18 protein-coding genes and 1 pseudogene are annotated in these 20,547 nt (G+C 60.4%); 4 read left to right on the top strand and 15 right to left on the bottom strand.

The window, feature by feature from the left end:
• Positions 1 to 1,321, bottom strand: a pseudogene (locus tag BFP96_RS09690) (type IV secretion protein Rhs); the annotation flags it as partial.
• A gap of 235 nt (positions 1,322 to 1,556) precedes the next feature.
• Between BFP96_RS09690 and BFP96_RS09695 the strand changes: the two are divergent.
• A complete protein-coding gene (locus tag BFP96_RS09695; RefSeq protein WP_065936103.1) occupies positions 1,557 to 2,642 on the top strand; it encodes a DUF1615 domain-containing protein in 1,086 nt (361 codons plus the stop codon).
• A gap of 217 nt (positions 2,643 to 2,859) precedes the next feature.
• Here the strand turns inward: BFP96_RS09695 and BFP96_RS09700 are convergent, their stop codons facing one another.
• The 3 genes from BFP96_RS09700 to BFP96_RS09710 are packed head-to-tail and all read right to left on the bottom strand — an operon-like array spanning position 2,860 to position 5,442.
• Entirely contained in the window at positions 2,860 to 4,041 is a 1,182-nt protein-coding gene (locus tag BFP96_RS09700; RefSeq protein ID WP_065898297.1) for an acetyl-CoA C-acetyltransferase, read from the bottom strand.
• A gap of 11 nt (positions 4,042 to 4,052) precedes the next feature.
• The gene (locus BFP96_RS09705; protein WP_057725646.1) at positions 4,053 to 4,712 is read right to left on the bottom strand and encodes a CoA transferase subunit B; all 660 of its coding nucleotides are present in this window, start codon (positions 4,710 to 4,712) and stop codon (positions 4,053 to 4,055) included.
• 31 nt (positions 4,713 to 4,743) lie between these two features.
• Positions 4,744 to 5,442 carry a CoA transferase subunit A gene (locus tag BFP96_RS09710; protein ID WP_057725645.1) on the bottom strand — a complete coding sequence of 233 codons (699 nt, stop codon included), beginning with the start codon at positions 5,440 to 5,442 and terminating at the stop codon, positions 4,744 to 4,746.
• A gap of 188 nt (positions 5,443 to 5,630) precedes the next feature.
• On the opposite strand from BFP96_RS09710, the gene BFP96_RS09715 reads away from it, so the two are divergent.
• On the top strand, positions 5,631 to 6,533 hold the full coding sequence (locus tag BFP96_RS09715) for a LysR family transcriptional regulator (RefSeq protein ID WP_065898296.1): 903 nt from the start codon (positions 5,631 to 5,633) through the stop codon (positions 6,531 to 6,533).
• Between the two features lie 58 nt (positions 6,534 to 6,591).
• On the opposite strand, the gene BFP96_RS09720 is transcribed toward BFP96_RS09715, so the two are convergent.
• From BFP96_RS09720 to BFP96_RS09750, 7 genes are all read right to left on the bottom strand, one after another.
• Entirely contained in the window at positions 6,592 to 6,921 is a 330-nt protein-coding gene (locus BFP96_RS09720; protein WP_065884399.1) for a hypothetical protein, read from the bottom strand.
• Positions 6,922 to 7,147: 226 nt separating this feature from the next.
• Positions 7,148 to 7,444 carry a hypothetical protein gene (locus BFP96_RS09725; protein WP_065898294.1) on the bottom strand — a complete coding sequence of 99 codons (297 nt, stop codon included), beginning with the start codon at positions 7,442 to 7,444 and terminating at the stop codon, positions 7,148 to 7,150.
• Between the two features lie 8 nt (positions 7,445 to 7,452).
• Complete coding sequence (locus BFP96_RS09730; protein WP_065936104.1) at positions 7,453 to 8,295, bottom strand: NAD-dependent protein deacetylase; 843 nt, start codon at positions 8,293 to 8,295, stop codon at positions 7,453 to 7,455.
• 8 nt (positions 8,296 to 8,303) lie between these two features.
• The gene (locus tag BFP96_RS09735) at positions 8,304 to 8,744 is read right to left on the bottom strand and encodes a CBS domain-containing protein (protein WP_065884401.1); all 441 of its coding nucleotides are present in this window, start codon (positions 8,742 to 8,744) and stop codon (positions 8,304 to 8,306) included.
• A gap of 131 nt (positions 8,745 to 8,875) precedes the next feature.
• Positions 8,876 to 10,831 (bottom strand): DNA topoisomerase III, encoded by a 1,956-nt coding sequence (locus BFP96_RS09740; RefSeq protein ID WP_065936105.1) that lies wholly within the window; start codon positions 10,829 to 10,831, stop codon positions 8,876 to 8,878.
• Between the two features lie 217 nt (positions 10,832 to 11,048).
• Entirely contained in the window at positions 11,049 to 12,671 is a 1,623-nt protein-coding gene (locus BFP96_RS09745) for an MFS transporter (protein WP_065895521.1), read from the bottom strand.
• Between the two features lie 65 nt (positions 12,672 to 12,736).
• Positions 12,737 to 14,383, bottom strand: a complete 1,647-nt coding sequence (locus tag BFP96_RS09750) for a GMC family oxidoreductase (RefSeq protein WP_065936106.1) — start codon at positions 14,381 to 14,383, stop codon at positions 12,737 to 12,739.
• Between the two features lie 129 nt (positions 14,384 to 14,512).
• Here BFP96_RS09750 and BFP96_RS09755 point away from each other — a divergent pair, with 129 nt between their 5' ends.
• Entirely contained in the window at positions 14,513 to 15,403 is an 891-nt protein-coding gene (locus BFP96_RS09755; protein ID WP_065898289.1) for a LysR family transcriptional regulator, read from the top strand.
• Positions 15,404 to 15,586: 183 nt separating this feature from the next.
• Here the strand turns inward: BFP96_RS09755 and BFP96_RS09760 are convergent, their stop codons facing one another.
• The 4 genes from BFP96_RS09760 to BFP96_RS09775 are packed head-to-tail and all read right to left on the bottom strand — an operon-like array spanning position 15,587 to position 20,011.
• Positions 15,587 to 16,933: a glutamine synthetase family protein gene (locus tag BFP96_RS09760; RefSeq protein WP_065884406.1), complete on the bottom strand. Its 1,347-nt coding sequence runs from the start codon at positions 16,931 to 16,933 to the stop codon at positions 15,587 to 15,589.
• A gap of 11 nt (positions 16,934 to 16,944) precedes the next feature.
• Positions 16,945 to 17,502: a helix-turn-helix domain-containing protein gene (locus BFP96_RS09765; protein WP_065884407.1), complete on the bottom strand. Its 558-nt coding sequence runs from the start codon at positions 17,500 to 17,502 to the stop codon at positions 16,945 to 16,947.
• Between the two features lie 44 nt (positions 17,503 to 17,546).
• The gene (locus BFP96_RS09770) at positions 17,547 to 19,385 is read right to left on the bottom strand and encodes a M48 family metalloprotease (protein ID WP_065936107.1); all 1,839 of its coding nucleotides are present in this window, start codon (positions 19,383 to 19,385) and stop codon (positions 17,547 to 17,549) included.
• Positions 19,386 to 19,405: 20 nt separating this feature from the next.
• The gene (locus BFP96_RS09775) at positions 19,406 to 20,011 is read right to left on the bottom strand and encodes a LemA family protein (protein WP_065884409.1); all 606 of its coding nucleotides are present in this window, start codon (positions 20,009 to 20,011) and stop codon (positions 19,406 to 19,408) included.
• Between the two features lie 217 nt (positions 20,012 to 20,228).
• On the opposite strand from BFP96_RS09775, the gene BFP96_RS09780 reads away from it, so the two are divergent.
• Positions 20,229 to 20,537 carry an RcnB family protein gene (locus BFP96_RS09780; RefSeq protein WP_065936108.1) on the top strand — a complete coding sequence of 103 codons (309 nt, stop codon included), beginning with the start codon at positions 20,229 to 20,231 and terminating at the stop codon, positions 20,535 to 20,537.
• The last annotated feature ends 10 nt before the right edge of the window (positions 20,538 to 20,547 follow it).

Raw genomic sequence — 20,547 nt, forward strand, 5'->3', positions numbered from 1 at the left:
GTTCCTCGCCGGTGACCATCGATACGGGGCAACCGTGAGTAACGGTCTTGTCCGCAGAAGCCGCCGCATCGCCCTTCGGGTTGGACGCCACGGCAGGCACATCATCCACCGGCTCCTGGCGCACCAACGCCGTACGCTGCGTTTTGTTGCGAACCATCGGTACGGGGTTCGAAACCAGATGCTCGCCCGCCTTCAACGGCGCCACCGGCACTGCCTTGATCGGCGTCGCCGCGCTGCTCAGCAGCACCGGCTTGAGCGCTTCGCTATGCCCGACCAGGCGAACTTTCCCGAACTGCTCGGCTATCTGCTCCAGCCACCTGCGCACCCGGCGCGACTTAATGCCAGCCAGCACTTTCGTGCTTATGCGCAGCACAATACCCATGCCGCCGGTCGCCAGGCCCAGTAACAGATTGATGACGACCTCGGCGCCAATCTCGCCCAGCATTTCGTTCATATAGGGCGGTGGCAGCATGCGCATCCAACTGACCAGCGCCGCCAGGTAAATGAACAGCAACGGCTCGTCGCTCAGCACCAGCAGACCCTTGGCGAGCGTCTCGGCACTTAACGTCAGTAATTTTTCAAACTCGTCCTGGGAAAAGTAATGCAGCAGCTTTTCAGCATTGGCCAGGGGGGCTGACAGCCATTGAAATAACTGCTCTACGTCGTCCCAGATTGAGTAAAGGGAGTCGCTGAAACCTCGGGCATAGGCGCCGTACAGCGAAAGGTAGCGTTCGAGGAAGTTTGCCTCGGAGTACCCCTTCCACAGGGGTTCGAAAGTGGTCCCCCACTCGCTGCGCAACCAGCCTTCCAGTGACGCAATGACCGACTGATAAGAAGCGTACAGCGCCTTGAAATGCTCCGAAGAAACGTCGGGGTAGAAACTGACTCGGTACTTCAGGTTGCGATCACACTCGGTGATTTCCAGAATGCCACTGGGACCGATGATTTTATGGAGTGGGTCCCCCAGCGGACCGCCGTCTGGATCGATGCGCTGCACCACGACCGGCGTGTTGCCGATCGGCACGAATCGCGAACTCTGGAACATATGCACCAGGGTCAACGTGCCGTTGGCTGTACACGTGGCGACCGTGCTGCTGGGAAAGAGGGACCGATTGATCGGCGCTACGAGCGCTACTTCTTCTCCCACCTTGAACACTTGCTCGACATTCAGTGCCGAAAAGCTGAAAAAGCTTTGAGCCCAGGTGTCGTATGGGTGCAGGCAGCCCCGGAAATCGCTGAGGATGGATTCGACGTCCCGCGTCTTTGCATCCATCGCGGCCAACACCAGGAAGCCAATGGCTTGGCTGGTTGCGTCGATCATGGGTGAGCCCTGTCGATCAGGGCTTTAACTGGAAAAACCATCTGCAATCCCTCGCACTGTTTAATCAGGCGAAGGACTTTGCAGCGGTTTTCAGAGGCGGGGAGTAGAGCTTATCCGACGGTTATGTGGGAAGTTTCAGCCAGAGTCGCAGTGAGTTCGGCATACCCACGAACCCCGGTTAGACTTGCCTGTCGATATCCCCATCGCCCGACCCGCCGTTCACCAAGGAAGCCATATGTATTCAAGCCGCCTGATCCTCTGCCTTGCAACTTTACTGGTGCTGGCCGGTTGCTCCACCTCACGCGGTCCGCAGCAACCCGAGCGCAGCGAGGCCGAGGTGAAGACGCAGATCGTGCGCCTGCTGCCGGCCAAGGTCGCGGACCGCGAAGGTTGGGCCCAGGATATCTACACCGCGTTCGACACCCAGAAGATCTACCCCAGCACCGAAAATATCTGCGCCGTACTGGCGGTGACCGAGCAGGAGTCCACCTATCAGGTCGACCCACCGGTGCCGGGCATGGGCAAGATCGCCCAGGACGAAATCCTGCGGCGTGCCGGGAAGGTTCATGTGCCGGCGTTTGTCGTGCGCAGCGCCTTGCAATTGCGCTCGCCCACCGGCAAAACCTACGCCGAGCGTTTGAATGCTGCGCGCACCGAGAAGGACCTGAGCTGGATCTTCGACGATTTCATCGGCGTCGTGCCGTTGGGCAACACGCTGTTTGGCGGCTTCAACCCGGTGCACACCGCCGGCCCGATGCAGGTCAGCATCGACTTTGCGCAAAAACAGGCACGGGGTTATCCCTACACGGTAGACGGTACGATTCGCCGCGAAGTGTTCACTCGCCGTGGCGGCATGTACTTTGGTATCGCCCATCTGCTGGGCTACCCGGTCAGCTATGACCAGCCGCTGTACCGCTTTGCCGATTTCAATGCAGGTTGGTACGCCAGCCGCAATGCTGCGTTCCAGGCCGCCGTCAGCCGTGCCTCTGGCGCCGAATTGGCGCTGGATGGGGATTTGATTCGCTACGGTTCGTTGCTGCCCGGCACCACTGAGTTGGCGGTGCGTTCGTTGGGGGCGAAACTGGATATGCGCAACCCCAGCATTCGCAGTCAACTGGAGCAAGGCGAAGCGTTGGACTTCGAGGACACCACCCTCTACAAGCGCGTGTTCGCCCTGGCTGACAAGGCTGCCGGCAAACCATTGCCACGGGCAATCCTGCCGGGCATCGTGCTCAAGAGCCCGAAGATTACCCGCAACCTGACCACGGCGTGGTTTGCCAAACGTGTGGATGAGCGCTATCAGCGTTGTATGAAGCGCTGATTTCTTGCGGCGTTTGATCGTTCCCACGCTCTGCGTGGGAATGCCGCCCCGGACGCTCCGCGTCCCGCTTTCGGCGCAGGATCCGGCACCTGCGCAAGGGTGACGCGGAGCGTCACGGGATGCATTCCCACGCGCAGCGAGGGAACGATCAAACGATCAATAAAGAAAAGGCCCGGTTTTCGTGGAACCGGGCCTTTTCCGTGTTGCTCTTGGATGATCAGCCGCGTTCGAGGGCGAGGGCTACGCCTTGGCCGCCACCGATGCACAGTGTTGCCAAGCCTTTTTTGGCGTCGCGCTTGATCATTTCGTGCAGCAGGGTCACCAGCACGCGGCAGCCTGAAGCACCAATCGGGTGGCCGATGGCGATGGCGCCGCCGTTGACGTTGACCTTTTCGGCGTCCCATTCCAGCTCTTTGCCCACCGCCAGGGATTGCGCGGCGAAGGCTTCGTTGGCTTCGATCAAATCCAGGTCGCCCAACTGCCAGCCGGCCTTGTCCAGGCAGCGGCGGGTGGCCGAGACCGGGCCGATGCCCATGATTGCCGGGTCAACCCCGGCGTTGGCATAGCTGGCGATTCGTGCCAGCACGGGCAGGCCGAGAGCCTTGGCTTTAGCGGCGCTCATCAACAGCACCGCTGCGGCGCCGTCGTTAAGGCTGGAGGCGTTGCCGGCGGTGACGCTGCCGTCCTTTTTAAAGGCGGGTTTGAGCTTGGCCAGGGACTCGGCGGTGGTACCGGCACGCGGCTGTTCGTCCACGTCGAAGACCAGAGGGTCGCCCTTGCGCTGGGGAATCAGGATCGGTGTGATCTCATCGGCAAACCGTCCGGCCTCGAGGGCGGCGATTGCTTTTTGCTGGGAGGCAGCGGCAAAGGCGTCCTGCGCCTCACGGCTGATGCCGTACTTGTCCACCAGGTTTTCGGCGGTAATGCCCATGTGGTAGTCATTGAACGCATCCCACAGGCCGTCGGTGATCATGCTGTCGATCATCTTGGCGTGGCCCATGCGCAAACCGGTGCGCGCGGCGGGCAATACGTACGGCGCCAGGCTCATGTTTTCCATGCCGCCTGCGATGATCACGTCCGCGTCGCCGCAACGGATCGCCTGCGCCCCCAGGTGCAGGGCCTTGAGGCCGGAGCCGCACACCTTGTTCAGGGTCAGGCTCGGCACGGCGTGGGGCAGGCCGGCGAGAATCGAGGCCTGGCGCGCCGGGTTCTGGCCGCTGCCTGCGGTGAGTACCTGGCCGAGAATCACTTCATCGACTTCGGCCGGGTTGAGGCCGGTCTGCTCCAGCAGGCGACGAATCACCGCAGCGCCCAGTTCAGGGGCCGGGACAGTGGCCAGCGAACCCTGGAAGCTGCCCACGGCGGTGCGGGTGGCAGCAACAATCACGACGTCTTGCATGGAATCTGTCCTCACTGGAAATGCATTTCTGGAACGTGGTCCGGGACGATCAGTTTACCGGCGGTCTTGCTGACAATCTCTTCAACGCTGACGCCAGGTGCGCGTTCCTTGAGGACAAAAGCGCCATTTTCGATTTCCAGGTAGGCCAGGTCCGTCAGCACGCGCTTGATGCAGTGGGCGCCGGTCAGCGGCAGGCTGCATTGGCTGAGCAGTTTCGACTCACCGTCCTTGGACGCATGGGTCATGATCACGATGATATTTTCCGCACCGGCCACCAGGTCCATCGCGCCGCCCATGCCCTTGACCAGCTTGCCGGGAATCATCCACGAGGCGATGTTGCCCTGGACGTCGACTTCAAAGGCGCCGAGTACGGTGAGGTCGACGTGGCCGCCGCGAATCATCGCAAAGGACTCGGCGGAGGAGAAAATCGAGGCGCCGATGCGTGCGGTGACGGTTTGCTTGCCGGCGTTGATCATGTCGGCGTCAATGGTGTCTTCAGTCGGGAACGGCCCCATGCCGAGCAGGCCATTCTCCGATTGCAGCATCACTTCCATGCCGTCGGGAATGTAGTTGGCCACCAGGGTTGGAATGCCGATGCCGAGGTTGACGTAGAAACCGTCCTGCATTTCGCGGGCGACGCGTTGAGCCATTTGTTCGCGGGTAAGAGCCATGGTTGATTCCTCTTATTGTTCTGGACGTGGATTATTTGCGGACGGTGCGCTGTTCGATGCGCTTCTCGAAGGTGCCGCAGATGATCCGGTCGACGTAGATGCCAGGGGTGTGGATCTGCGCCGGGTCCAGTTCGCCCGGTTCGACGATTTCCTCGACTTCGACCACGGTGATCTTGCCGGCGGTGGCGGCCAGCGGGTTGAAGTTCTGGGCGGTGTGACGATAGATGACGTTGCCGAAGTGATCGGCTTTCCAGCCTTTGACGATAGCGAAGTCACCGGTGATGGACTCTTCCATCAGGTAGGGGCGGCCGTTGAATTCGCGGGTTTCCTTGCCTTCGGCGACAGGAGTGCCGACCCCGGTGGCGGTAAAGAAGGCCGGGATGCCGGCGCCGCCTGCACGCATTTTTTCCGCGAGGGTGCCCTGGGGGGTCAGCACCACTTCGATTTCGCCGCTGAGCAACTGCTTTTCGAACAGAGCGTTTTCGCCCACGTAGGAAGCGATCACCTTGCGGATCTGCTTTTCTTCCAGCAGCACGCCCAGGCCGAAACCGTCGACGCCGCAGTTGTTGGACACCACGGTCAGGTCACGGGTGCCTTTGCGCTTGATCTCATTGATGAGGTTTTCCGGAATGCCGCACAGGCCAAAACCGCCGGAGAGTACGGTCATGCCGTCTTCCAGGCCTGCCAGCGCTTCTTCGTAGGACGCCACGCGCTTATCGAAACCTGCCATATGCACCTCTTTTATTGTTTGTGGGCCAGCCAATGGACCGAGTGTTGCGCTGAAGGATTGATTTGTTAAGTTGTTTTTTAAGGTTGATTGGTTTGGAAAACAGCATAATCAGCCTCAAGCCGCGAGCTTCAAGCCTAGTCGGCGACTGCTTTGACTTGCAGCTTTCAACTTGTCGCTTGGAGCTTCCTATGACTATTAAACAAATGCGTGCCTTCCTGGCCGTGGCCCAGAGCCTGAGTTTTGCCGCTGCGTGTGAGCGTCTGCACCTGTCCCAATCGGCGCTGAGCCTGACGATCAAAGGCCTGGAAGAAGGCCTGGGCGGGCGCCTGTTCAGCCGCAATACACGCAATGTCGCGCTGACGCCCGAAGGCGAATCCCTGCTGCCGCTGGCGCGCCGATTGATTGCCGACTGGGACAACGCCGAGGACGAACTGCGCCAACGCTTCACCCTGCAACGCGGGCGTGTAACGGTGGCGGCGATGCCGTCATTTGCCGGCAATCTGCTGCCACCGATCCTGAAGATATTCCGCGCGCGTTACCCTCAGGTGAACGTGACGGTGCATGACTTGATCAACGAGCAGGTGCTGGAGATGGTGCGCGATCGCCAGGTCGAACTGGGCGTGGCGTTCGAGCCGTCCGACGGTTCGTCACTGGCGTTCACGCCGTTGTACCTGGACCGGTTTATCGCCGTGGTACCGGGCGATTCGCCTTTGGCACAGGTGGCCGAGATCGACTGGAAAACGCTGCTGGAGCAACCCTTCATTACCCTCCAGCGTCCATCGACGGTGCGGGTCATGCTGGAAGAGCACTTGGGCGCCTTGCAGATGAAACTGCCCGTGGCGCTGGAAAGCCATCAATTGGCTACGGTGGGCAAGATGGTTGCCAGCGGCTTGGGGGTCAGTGCTGTGCCGGCATTGTGCGCACGGCAGATGGAGGAGGCGGGTGCCCGTTGCATCACCTTGACCGGCCCGGTGATCGAGCGGCCTATTGGCGTACTGACCAAGCCTGGGCATGAACTGTCGGCAGCGGCGCAGGTGCTGTTCGATATCTTTAAAGATGAAGCGGGGAAGGGGCGGTTTCCAACTTTTTGAGTACACCACATAATAAAAGTGGGGACTGGCACGCCAGCCCCCACATTAGAACAACTACTTAGTAGTAACGATCTATCACTTTAACTTGCGAGCTGTCTTTGAAAGACGCCCAGGCATTGTTAAGTGTGTCGAATACCTGCTCGATGAAGTTGCGATCGGCCGCCGCTTTCTTGCCGACATAACCCTGGCCGCGACGGTACATCTTCAGGCGCGCCGCCAGTTCACGGTGATTGCGGTCGAACTCGGCTTCCTCGGTGTGAGGCGCTACGCAGTCAAGTTGAACTTCGCCCGATTTGCCAATCCACAGGATATGGTCGTCGAGTGTGTCTTTCTGCGCGGCAAACATCTCAGCCAGTTCATCAATAGTAGGTTGGTTGTTCAGATTCATGTGTAAGCCCCTTGACCAGTTGGCGATCTATCAATTGATTCGTTAACACTTCAAAGTTGTCTCCGGCTCAGAAAACCGGGCGTCAGTGACGGTCTGCCGAATACGGGCAGGGTCGTGAACCGATGCATGTAGTTTTGCTGATGAACCGCTACGCAACGCTTTCATAACGAAGACAAGCAGCGCTTTAGCTCCTTGTACCGTTCCCTTTCGGGGCCAGTCAGCTTCATCAATCTGCCTTGTGGGCAGTGCACATCCGGAAAAACAGCTCGGCGGTCAGACGAGCCTGTTCAAAACGCGTGTTACCAACACTCCCGATCCGGGAGACGTCTCGATAATGCAAGGACAAAAAGCTTACGTCAACGATTATGTAGTGATTATTTTTAGGCACTACATAAATCGTTGTGGGGGCGGGGAGATGCAGGAGAAACGTGACTTGGGCGTCATTTTTCGTGCGCTGGGTCGCGTGATAGCGTTTGGTAAAGTGGATAAAGTTGCACGGCGCCTGTGGGTTTTTCGCGAGCACGCTCGCTCCTACAGGCGCTCGACCAGCAGAGGTAATAATTGCTCACACTGCGCTTCGATCTTTACCTGCAGGAGCTCATCCCCGCGGGTCTTGCCCAGGTTGATGGCAATCACCGGCTTGCCCTGTTCCACCATCGCCTTGCACAGGCGAAACGCCGAATAAGCCATCAGCGATGATCCCACCACCAGCAGCCCTTCGGCATCATGCACGGCAGCCATGGCTCTGGCTGCGGTAGCGGGCGCCACGTTTTCACCAAAGAACACCACGTCCGGTTTCAGCCGTTGCCCCTCGCAGTGGGGGCAGCATGGAACCTGGAAGTGCTCCTCGAAAACAGGGTCGAGCAAGGTATCGCCGTCAGGCGCCTGCACCGCATGGACATGCGCAAAGTGCGGGTTGTCGATTTCCATCCGCCGCTGGATCGCGTCGCGCTCGCTGCGCTGCCGGCAATCCAGGCACAGCACCCGGTGCAAGCTGCCATGCAACTCGATCACCTCGTGGCTGCCGGCCTGATCGTGCAGCGTGTCGACGTTTTGCGTGATCAGGCCACTGATGATCCCACGTTGCTGCAACGTCGCCAGGGCCTGATGCGCCCTGTTCGGTTGGGCAAGGCGCACCCGTGGCCAACCCAGCATTGCCCTGGCCCAATAACGGCGACGTGCCTGCGCGGTGGCGAGGAACTCCTGGTACATCATCGGCGCTTTGCCCCGGCGCACGCCTTCGCCGTCACGGTAGTCGGGGATACCCGACGAGGTGCTGATGCCCGCACCGGTCAGCACCAGGAAGCGCTTTTCGACCATCGCCCGGTGCAGCGTGTCGAGGTGGTCTGCTTGATGTTGCAGCGTGTCGAGCATGGGGTCTCCTATTCGCCGCGGATGTACTGCTCCAGCTGTTTGATCAAGGCGGCTTGTTCAGCAATGGCTTCCTTGACCAGGTCGCCGATGGACAGCAGGCCGAGCAGTTTGCCGTCTTCGACGACCGGAAGGTGGCGCAGGTGACTGTCGGTCATGATGTTCATGCACGCCTCGACCGTTTTATGGGTATCTACGGTAATGACCGGGGAGCTCATCACGTCGTCCACGCGGGTGGTCACCGACGACAGCCCCTTGAGGATGAGTTTGCGGGCGTAATCGCGCTCGCTGATGATCCCCACCACTGCGCCGTCCTTGACCACTGGCAAAGCCCCGACGTTTTTCTCGGACATGCGCACCAGCGCCTCGAACACGGTGTGGTCCCACTGGATGGTGTGGACCTCCTGGTTCTTCTGGTCCTTGGCTTTGAGCAATTCTGCGACGGTTTTCATGGCGGCCACTCCGGTGTTGTTGTTAGGTAGTCAGCTATCCCCTACAGAATCCTAGACGCACTACGTCGCAGCAAGGTCCAAAGCGGCGTCAAACCCGTCGAAAAGCGTCATTCGCCGGATTTTTTTGCGTTTTAACCGGCATTTGCCGGCCTTTTTGCCCGTTTGGGGCTGGTCGCCGTCTTGCGTGGCGCGCTCTTGCGTTTGTTTTTCCATGGCGCCGCGCCTTTGATTGCCGGGCTGGCAGCGGCGGTGATGGTCATGCGCATGCCAGTGCAACGAGCCACCTGCTTGCTCATCCACGCCGCTTGTTTGGCGACGAATTCTTCCAGGCTCATTTCGCCGCTTTGCACCATATCCAGCGCCTGTTCCCAGATGGCGGTGGTGCCGGGGTCGGCGATGGCACGGGGTACGGCATCGATCAGGCTGAACGCGGCCGGGGTGGCCGACAGTGCCTTGCCGTTTTTCACCAGGTAACCACGGTCCAGCAGGCCCTGGATGATGCCGGCGCGGGTGGCCTCGGTGCCAATGCCGGTGGTGTCCTTGAGTTTCTGCTTGAGCAGTGGGTCTTCCACCAGCTTGGCGACGTTTTTCATTGCCTTGATCAGGTCGCCTTCAGTGAAAGGCTTGGGCGGTTGGGTCCACAGGTCCTTGAGGTTGACCCTGGCCACCGCGCAGTCCTGGCCTTGCACCAGCATCGGCAAGGCTTGGGGAGCAGGAACGTCCCGACCTTTGGCGGGGGCAAGGGCTTCGGGCAATGCGCGTTTCCAGCCCGGTTCGATGATGACCTTGCCCACGGCACGCAACGCCTGGCCTGCACAGTCGAAGTCCGCCTGGGTTCGGTCGTATTCATGGTTGGGCAGAAATTGCGCCAGGTAGCGTGCGCGTATCAGCGTGTAGACCGCGCGGTGCTTGCCGGTGAGTTGCCCGACGTCCTTGCCGGCCCCGGTGGGGATGATGCCGTGGTGGGCGCTGACCTTGGCGTCGTTCCAGGCGCGTGAGCGTCGCTGGGGATCGATATGCTGCATCAACTCGGCCACCGCTGCATCCGCGCGGCCGAGTGCGGCGAGAATCTTTGGCGCTTCGCTGTGCTGGCTCAACGGCAGGTAGCCGCAATCGCTGCGCGGGTAGGTGATGACCTTGTGGGTTTCGTAGAGCGATTGGGCGATATCCAGGGTTTCCTGGGCGCCGAGGCCGAGCTTTTTGGAGCAGATTTCCTGCAGGGTGCCGAGGTCGAAGGGCAGGGGGGCGGCCTCGCGCATGCGTTCGGTGCGCAGCTTTACCAGTCGCGCATCGGCCGCGTGGCTCATGGCGTCGGCGGCGTCCCGGGCCAGCTGCGGGTTGAGGCAACGGCCCTGGTCATCGCAGGCATCGTCGGTGGCGCGCCATTGCGCGGTGAAGGTCATGCTTTGGTGGCGCAGGTCCACGTCGATGGCCCAATACGCCACGGGGATGAAATCGGCGATGCTGCGGTCACGGTCGACCACCAGGCGCAGGGTAGGGGTTTGCACGCGGCCGACCGGCAATACGCCCTGATAGCCGGATTGACGTCCGAGCAACGTAAACAGGCGGCTCATGTTCATGCCGATCAGCCAGTCGGCACGGGAGCGGCCCAGGGCCGAGTGATACAGGTTGAAGGTGTGTGCGCCGGGCTTGAGCGCGGCCAGGGCCTTGCGGATGGAGGCATCATCGAGCGCCGACAACCACAACCGCTGGATCGGCCCGCGATAACGGCAATGTTCCACCAGCTCACGGGCGATCATTTCACCCTCGCGGTCGGCGTCGGTTGCGATCACCAGTTCCCTGGCTTCCCCCAGCAGACGCTTGACCACCTTGAACTGGCTGGCGGTTCTGGGCTTGACCTGCATCTTCCATTTTTCCGGGACGATCGGCAGGTCGGCCAATACCCAGCGCTTGTATTTGGCGTCATAAGCGTCAGGCGGAGCGGTTTCCAGCAGGTGGCCGATGCACCAGGTGACCGTGACCCCATTGCCCAGCCAGCATCCATCGCCCCGACGACTGGCGCCGAGCACGGCCGCGATGTCCTTGGCTTGGGAGGGTTTTTCACAGAGGTACAGCTGCATGGTCATCACATCGTATTGGTTGATGCCTTGCAGGATGCTTAGTCAAAGCGAATTGAGCAACTGTTATCTGTATGGATGTACAGCAAATTATGTAGGCACCACAGATGAATGTGGGAGGGGGCTTGCCCCCGATAGCGGTGTATCAGTCTTGAAGACATCGACTGAACTACCGCCATCGGGGGCAAGCCCCCTCCCACAGGGGATGTGCAGTGCTTAAGGCAACTCAGTTATTGTCGATATCCACATGCCGCGTTTCCTTCAGGCAGAACAGCCCGACGATCAGGCTCACGCCGGTCACCACCACCGGGTACCACAAGCCATAGAAGATATCCCCGGTGTACACCACCAGGGCAAACGACACGGTGGGCAGGAACCCGCCGAACCAGCCGTTACCGATATGGTAGGGCAGCGACATCGAGGTGTAGCGGATGCGTGTCGGGAACAGTTCCACCATCAGCGCCGCCAAGGGGCCGTAGCACATGGCTGCGATCAGGATCAGTGCCACGATCAGCGCCACCACCATCACCTTATTGACCTGGGCCATGTCCGCCGAACTCGGGTAGCCGGCCAGCGTCACTGCACCACGCAAGGCCGCTTCATCAAAACCATCGATACTGACGTCGCCCACATTGACTTGTACCGGCGTGCCGGCTGGGGCGGCGACGCTGCTGTAGGGCAGGCCCTGCTTGACCAGGAAGGTCTTGACCTTGTCGCACGGGCTGTCAAAGCGTGCCTTGCCCACCGGGTCGAACTGGAACGTACAGGTGGCCGGGTCGGCCAGCACGGTAATCGGTGCCTGGCGGCTCGCTTGGTCCATCGCCGGGTTGGTGTAGTGCGCCAGGCCCTTGAAGATCGGGAAGTACAGGAAAGTCGCCAGCAGCAGGCCAAGCATCAGCACCGGCTTGCGCCCGACCTTGTCCGACAGCCAGCCAAACAGGATGAAGAACGGCGCGCCAATCACCACGCTGATGATCAGCAACATGTTGGCCAGGGCCGGGTCCATCTTCAGGAACTGGGTGAGGAAGAACAGCACATAAAACTGCGCCGCATAAAAGGTCACCGCCTGCCCGCCGTTGATGCTGAACAGTGCGATCAGTACGACCTTGAGGTTTTCCCACTTACCGAACGAGTCGCGGATCGGCGCCTTGCTGGCCTTGCCTTCCTCTTTCATTTTCAGGAACGCGGGCGATTCGTGCAGGCTCATGCGAATCCAGGTGGAGATGCCCAGCAACACGATGGAGAACAGGAACGGGATACGCCAGCCCCATACCTCGAACTGGTCGCCGGTGAAGTAACGGCAGGCCAGCACCACCAGCAACGACAGCAACAGGCCGAGGGTGGCGGTGGATTGAATCCAGCTGGTGTGCAAGCCACGTTTGCCGGCAGGCGCATGCTCGGCCACATACGTGGCGGCGCCACCGTATTCACCGCCCAGCGCCAGGCCTTGCAGCATGCGCAGCACGATCAGAATGATCGGTGCGGCGATGCCGATGCTGGCATAGGTCGGCAGCAGGCCCACGCAAAAGGTGGCCACGCCCATCAGAATGATGGTGACGAGGAAGGTGTACTTGCGCCCGATCATGTCGCCCAGGCGGCCGAATACCAGCGCGCCGAACGGCCGCACCACGAAGCCTGCGGCGAATGCCATCAGCGCAAAGATAAACGCCGTGGTGTCGTTGACCCCGGCAAAGAACTGCTTGCTGATCACCGCCGCGAGGGCGCCGTAGAGGAAGAAGTCATACCATTCGAAAACCGTCCCGAGGGACGAGGCAAAAATGACTTTCTTCGAGTCGTTGCCGGTGCTCGCATCCATCGCCGAGCCCAGGGGTTGAGCATGTTCTGACATCGGGTAACCCTCACAGTGATTATTTATTGTTGTTCCACTGTCGGCGCCGGGTGCGGCGCCGCTATTCAGATTGCGTGAACCAGTTCTCTCTGCGGGGCGAGGCTCCTTGTGTTCGGTGAGAGGATCAACTGCGCGGCCTTCTCGGCGATCATCAGCGTCGGTGAGCAGGTGTTGCCCGAGGTAATGCGCGGCATGATCGAGGCGTCGGCGATGCGCAGGCCCGGCACGCCATGCACGCGCAGCTGTGCGTCGACCACGGCGTCCTTGTCATCGCCCATGCGGCAGGTGCCCACCGGATGGAAGATGGTCGTGCCGATGCGCGCCGCGGCTTCGTGCAATTGTTCTTCGGTTTGCAGCGCGTCACCGGGCAGGTATTCCACCGGCTTGAACCGGCTCAGGGCCGGCGCGGCCACGATTCGCCGGGTCAGGCGAATGGCGTCGGCGGCCACGCGCAGGTCTTCGGGGTGGCTGAGGTAGTTGGGCTGGATCAGCGGTGCGTCCGCCGGGTTGGCAGAGCGGATATCGATGCGCCCGCGGCTGTGTGGGCGCAGGTCGCAGACCGAGGCGGTAAAGGCCGGAAACGCGTGCAGCGGTTCGCCAAAGCGCTCCAGGGACAACGGCTGCACATGGTATTGAAGGTTGGCCGAGGTCTGCTCCGGGCCGGAGCGGGCAAACGCGCCAAGCTGGCTGGGCGCCATCGACAGCGGCCCGCTGCGGTCATACAGGTAGCGCAGGCCCATGCCCATCTTGCCCCATACGGTGCCGGCAATCTGGTTCAGGGTGCGCGCGTTTTCCAGCTTGTAGATCAGGCGCAGTTGCAGGTGGTCCTGCAGGTTGCCACCCACGCCCGGCAGTTCATGCACCACGTCGATGCCCAACGGTTTGAGCACGTGGGCAGGGCCGATACCCGAGCGTTGCAGGATGCCTGGCGAGCCCACGGCACCGGCGCACAGCACGATTTCCCTGCAGGCTTTCCAGCTCAGTTGCTGGCCGTGCCGGCGCCCGATCACTTGGGAGGCACGACCGTTTTCCAGCACCACGCGGTCGACCTCCACCTCGGTCAATACCGTCAGATTGAGCCGTTGGCGGACCGGTTTGAGAAACGCCTTGGCCGCGTTCCAGCGCACCCCGGCCTTCTGGTTGACCTGGAAATAACCGCAACCTTCGTTATCGCCCTGATTGAAATCGCTGATATTGGCGATGCCGCTCTGCTCGGCTGCGTCGCGAAATGCATCGAGGATGGGCCAATGCAGGCGCTGCTGCTCGACGCGCCATTCGCCGCCCTCGCTGTGGAATGGCGAGTCGCCGGCGAAATGGTTTTCGCTGTGCTTGAACAGCGGCAATACGTCATTCCAGGCCCAGCCCGGATTGCCTTGCGCCGCCCAGCCGTCATAGTCCCGGGCCTGGCCGCGCATATAGATCATGCCGTTGATGGACGAGCAACCGCCGAGTACCTTGCCGCGTGGGTAGCTCAGGGCGCGACCTTGCAGGCCGGCCTGGGCCTGGGTCTTGAAGCACCAGTCGGTGCGCGGGTTGCCGATGCAGAACAGGTAGCCGACCGGAATATGAATCCAGGCGTAGTTATCGCGACCACCGGCTTCCAGCAGCAGGACGCGATGGGCCGGGTTGGCGGACAGACGATTGGCCAGCAAGCAGCCGGCGGGGCCGGCACCGACGATCACATAATCGTATTCAGCAGTTGCAGTGGGCATCTGGGGTCTCGCTTGTTTTTCTTATTGGCTCCATCCTAGTTGTTAGTTTTCGTCTTAAAAATGTTAGTTTTTGCCCAGCTGCTGTGCGTTTTTAAACAGCGCTGCCCACGCGTGCGCAACGGAGGCGATATGTTCGACTGGAATGACCTGCGGTTTTTTCTCGAATTGCAGCGCAGCGGCCGCTTGCTCACCGCCGCGCAACGCTTGAAGACCACGCACGCCACGGTGGCGCGGCATATCGAGGCCATCGAAAAAAGCCTCGGTACGGCGCTGTTCGTGCAGCACGCCCAGGGTTACGAGCTGACGCCGTCCGGCGAAGCCCTGCTCAAACATGCCGAAGCCATGGAAAACGTGGCGCTGCTGGCTGAAGACGAACTGACTCATTGCGCGGCGCCCCTGGGCAAAATTCGCCTGGGGGTGGCGGAGGGCCTGGGGGTGATGTTCCTCGCCGGTCGCATGGGCGGGCTGTTTGAACGTTATCCCGGCCTGGAAGTGGAACTGGTCGCGGTGCCGCGCTTTGTCAGCATCCTCAACCGCGAAGCGGAAATCAGCATTCACCTGGAACGCCCCAGCGTCGATCAGTTGGTGACCCGCAAACTCACCGATTACCGCCTGGCGCTGTATGCCAGCCGCACTTACCTTGAGCGTCATCCGCCGATTGAAAAACGCGAAGACCTCGCGGCCCATGCGTGGATCGATTACGTCGACGATCTGCTGTTCAGCCAGGAACTGAAATTCCTCAGCAGCTTTTGTCGCAGTCCCAAGGTGGTCTTTCACAGCACCAGCGTGATTGCCCAGCACCAGGCCGCGCGATCCGGCCTGGGAATCGCGGTATTGCCCTGTTTCATGGCGGCGGGCGATGCGCAGTTGGTGCCGTTGTTGCCGGGGGAGAGCATCCAGCGCAGTTATTGGATCAGCTCGCGGCGGGAGTTGCACAAGTCGGTGCGGTTGCGGGTGTTGTGGGATTATGTGGTGGAGTTGTGCGCGCGGGAGCAGAGCCTGCTGTTGGGCGAAAGCTGACTGACGAAACAGAATCAAAACTGTGGGAGGGGGCTTGCCCCCGATAGCTTTGTATCAGTCAATGCAGCTGTGGCTGAACCACCGCTATCGGGGGCAAGCCCCCTCCCACATATGAACCCTGTTGTGTCAGGCAGCGCTTAGAACTTCACTGCCTGATTGTAGTGGTAGGTGGTGGTGCATTGTTCAGAGGAACCAGCGATATTCCCGCGCATGAATCTCCTGCTGGAACGCCAGGTGATCCTGGCGCTTGTTCTCGCAATACACATCGACAAACTCCGCGCCCAGCTTGTCGCGCACCACCTGCTGATGTTGCATGGCGCGCACGGCGTCGAGCATTTCCACGGGGAAATCGGTGCCACTGCTGCGGTCTTCATTCAGCGGTGCGATAGGGTCCTGCCTGGCTTCGAGGCCATGCTCCAAACCGGCGAGGATCGCCGCCAACACCAGATAGGGGTTGGCGTCGGCGCTGGCCAGGCGATGCTCGATACGCAGGTTGCGCGGGTCTGACTCGGGGATGCGCACGCACGCATCCCGGTCTTCGAAACCCCAACTGGCGCGGGTGGCGGCGTTGACCGTACCGCCGAGGCGGCGCAAAGCGTTGTGGTTGGGGGCGAAGATCGGCATGCAATGGGGCAGCAACGCCAGGCAACCGGCCACGGCGTGGCGCAGCGGTTGCTGCTGGTGCGCCGCCAGCAGGTTGTTGCCCGCACCGTCATACAGGCTGACGTGCACATGCATGCCGCTGCCGGGAAACTGCAGGTAAGGCTTGGCCATGAAGCTGGCGCGGTAGCCATGCTTGAGCGCCACGCCGCGCGTGCTGCGGCAGAACAGGGCGGCCCAGTCGGCGGCACGCAGGCCGTCGTCGCAATGGCCGAAATTGATTTCGAACTGGCCCGGGCCGATTTCGGCGGTGATCACCGTGATATCGATGCCCTGGGCCGTGGCGGTTTGCGCCATGTCGTCCAGCACGTCGCCAAAGCGCGACAGCCGTTCGATATGCAGGGTGGGCTGGTCGTCCGCATCGTCGCTCAGCGGGTCGCGGGGGAATTGCGGCAGGCCGTTGTCGAGCTTTTTGTCGAACAGGTAGAACTCCAACTCAAACGCCACGACCGGGTGAATGCCTTTGAGGCGCAGGCGTTCCAGCACGTTGGCCAGGACTTCGCGGGGTTCGAATTCGATCGGCGCTTCGGTGCCGTCGGAGGTGATCAGCATCTGCCCCAGCGGCTGCGACTCCCAGCTCACCGGCTTCAGCGTACCCGGCACCAGGCGTCGATTGGCGTCCGGGTCACCGTCGTTGAAGCAGTAGTCGCCAATCTTGAACAACCCGCCCTGGGCCCCCAGCAATACGGCGTTCTGCGGCAGCTTCAAGGGGCTGCCGGCGGCGACTTTCTCGAGCATGTCCACCGGGTAGCGCTTGCCGTAGAAATGCCCCGCAATGTCCAAGGCGATCAGGTCGACGTAGCGCACATCGGGGTGGTTCTGGCGGAAGGTCCGAACTTCGGCCAGCAAGGTTGCAGAGGGGCTTTTCACGGGTGCAGCTCCTAGTTGTAAACCCACAGCACGCGGGCGGGCAGGTCGGTCAGGTTGGCGTAGCGGCAGTGGGCGAAGCTGGCGAGATGGAAGCTGTCGCCCGGGCCTAGGGTGACTGCATCGGCTTCACCTTCAACCCACAGGGTCAGCTCGCCCTCCAGCACAAAACCGGCCTGCTCGGCGCGGTCGCTCATGGTCTGTTCACCACTGTTGGCGCCGGGTGCCAACAGGCTGTCGAGCATCGAGAACGCGCCGTTCATGCTCGGCGAGACGAGGATGTCGGTGATGCCATTGGCGTAGTACACCGTGCGCCGCTCGTTGGGGCGGGTGACCCAATCCACCGCCCTGGGTTTGGGCCGGCTGTAGAAATAGGTCGTAGGGACGTCGAGGGCGTGGCTGATGGCGGTCAGGTCGGCGACGGTTGGGCGCGACAGGCCGCGCTCGACCTGGGACAGAAAACCCACCGACCGCTCGATCTTCTGCGCGAGTTGGGCGAGGGTGAGTTTCTTGTGCTTGCGCAGGTCGTGGATCAACGCGGCGAGGGTGGCGAGTTCTTCTTGAGGGCTCATGAAATATATGTCAGATAATTTCATGAAAAATTACAGGAATTATTTCATGCCGGCAATGGGGACGCTTCGTCCTCCGCAATCGGAGGTGTTTGCAGGCCTTCGGGCATCGGGCAATCGAGGATGGCGGCGATCGCGCGCGCCAACTCGATTTCTTCGGGGGTGATATGGCCGTCGTTTTCGATGCAGACCGCGACCGCTTCCATCAGGATCGCTTTATCTTCCGGTTGAAGCTGTTGCAGGCCTTTCAACGGGTTGTCCAGTGCATCCAGGCTTGCACCTTCTTTCAGTGTTTTCATTGGCGCCGTATAAAAGGGCAATACATCGCAGGCGCGGTAGTACGCCAGCTCAATCTGTGCCTGGCTTCTTTGCCCTGTGAGGGCAAGTATGCCGAGCAGCAACGTTATGTTGTCCTCTTGTTGTTCCAGTGTGGACCGACGTTTGATTGGGGGCTTGGGCAGCACTTGTGCATCGAGTATGTTGATCAAGGCCCAACCCCCAAAAAGGCTGCGGGAATCGACGGCAACCAGGCTCCTCACCGTGTTGGTGAACACTTTGTATTGGTCGGCTGGCAATTGCTTGAGCGCCGGAACGCACAGGTCCAACAACGACAGGCGCAGATAGCGGTCAAGCCCACGTACAGGTGCGTCCAACCCCGGCAGGAAGTCGGCGACTTGTGGATCGAGGGTTTCCTGCAGCAGCGTAAGTTGCCGCGCGCGCAGAGCCGGCTGTACGCAGAGCAGCAAGCTGTAGATCAGGGCTTGTGCGCCGGCAGGGTCGCCCGCTACCGACCAGGCCTCATAGGGGATCATGCTCTGGGTGGCTTGAGTCTGATAACGCTGTGCCGGCTCTTCTTGCGTACTGTTCAGCCCTCTGGCAGCAATGGCCACGGCGCCAAGGACTTCCCAGCGGCGACGATTCTCCTGGGCCTGTTCATCGTCGCCCATCAGGGTTTCCAGCGGAGGAACATCCGGGTACTCGCCATCCCACTCGGGATAGAGCCGCGCTATTCGTTTCGCGAGTGGGGGATGAGGAGAAATGGATCGCTGTGAGAATTTGCGGAAGGGCGCCGCGAAAAACATCGGCAGGAAGCTCTCTGTCTCCTTGCAGCACGTCAGAAACGATGAAGATGGGTGTCCACCTATTTTCATCAGTGCGCTGGCAACGCTTTGCGGGTGACGTGTGAACTGCGCAGCTGTGGCGTCGGCCAGGAACTTGCGTTGGCGGTTGACGCGCGACATCGCGAAATAGGTGAGGTAAGCCCAGCCGCCTGCCAGGAAGAACAACGATGCGCCGATCACGCCACTGGCGGCGACAGGTAGAAGCAGCAGGGTAAACCAGGCGACGCCTAGATAGACTCCCGTCATACGTGCATCGGAGCGCATGTCATTGTTGTGAATCTGGCTGAACAAATGGGCAATGACTGCTTGCATTTCTTCACGATTGAACATGACGGTCGCGCCAAAGGTCACGCAGATGACCGAGTTTTTCGGTGTGCGGCCGGCGGCAAGGGCGTTGATGCATCCCTGATTCATCATGTAAACCAAGGGCACATGGCTGCCTGAAGCAATGGCCATTTCCTCGACGATATCAAGCAGCCAACGATTGTCTTGCGCCACCGGCTCCGCACTGATCAGTACGCCACCGAAGCTTTCTGCAATTGCGCTGCCGCCCTTTTTCAGCTTGCGGCCCTGGAACCAGTACCCTGCCGCAATGAACGGCAGTATCACTGCAGAGATAAGCAAGGGTTCGTACCAATGAATCTCATCAAACCAGGTTGATAAAAATACCCCGAATAGAGCGGGGGTGAGCACAATCACGGTCACCAGTAACACGCGATAGATCGCATTTCTGCGAGCCCGGTCCTGATGTTCAAAAAAGTTCATGCAGCCATCCGTGGCACTGATCAGGTGAAGGATACCGTCGGGACGGTTTGAATCTGTTTGCTGTCTTCAAACTCCAGCAACGTCGCGTCCGTGCCATGCCCCACAGCCTGGGCCATGAGGATCGTCGGAAATTTCTGGCGGAAAATGTTGTATTCCATCACCGCATCGTTGAAGAACTGACGGGCATACGCAATGCGGTTTTCGGTATTGGTCATTTCATCGCTCAGTTGCATCATTGTTTCTGATGCATACAGGTCCGGATAATCCTCAAGCGAAACGTTCAGGTTATCCACGGCCGTGTTGAGCCGACTCTCATTCTTGCCCAGTTGCGCGATGGAGTGCGCACTGCCAGGTTCTGCCGCCGCGAGTTTGAGGCAGGCTGCCGCCACGTTGCGTGCTTCGGTGACAGCCACCAGTGTGCCGCGCTCATGACTCATGTAAGCCTTGGCCGTTTCCACGAGGTTGGGGATCAGGTCATGGCGCCGCTTGAGTTGCACCTCGATCTGGCTGAACGCGTTCTTGAAGCGATTTCGCAAACTGACCAGCGTGTTGTAGAGGCTGATCAGGTAGAGCGCGATCACACTGAGAACGCCAATGAAAATGACCCAGAAAACGCTGCCGAACATTGGATGTCCTTATCTGTGAAAGTGAGGTCGCAATCATAGCGGATAATGGCCATTTCCAATGGCTTGTCCAACGTTAAAAGTGCCGACCGGCCAGTGATCCGGCTGGGCCGTTGATGACGGCAACTCAAGCGTGGGGCTGGAGCAAGGTGAGCGGCTGAATGATTTCGCGCCGCTGCGGTCGGAACCTGGGTACGTCCCCTGAATTGAAGGAGCACCCATGAAGTCCAAATCCCTATTTGCCTGTGTTCTCGTTGCCGCAAGCCTGTCCACTGCGAGTTTCGTGGTGCATGCCGGCGATACCCCTCAGGAAACCGTGCAACCTTCGAATATCAACGCCCGTGACTTGAAAGAAGGCGACCGCGCCCCGGACATGTTGATGCGCAAGGAGTCAGCGGTTAAAGACTGGAAAAAACGCGGCCTCAAGCAGCCCGAAGATGAGAGCCAGTGGGCACGAGTAGGCGACAAGTACGTCCTGCTCAAAACCACCAACGGCACCATCCTTGAGATTACGCCGGTCAAGAAATAATCCTGCCGGA

The organism is Pseudomonas sp. 34 E 7 (assembly GCF_900005715.1).
Classification (GTDB): domain Bacteria; phylum Pseudomonadota; class Gammaproteobacteria; order Pseudomonadales; family Pseudomonadaceae; genus Aquipseudomonas; species Aquipseudomonas orientalis_A.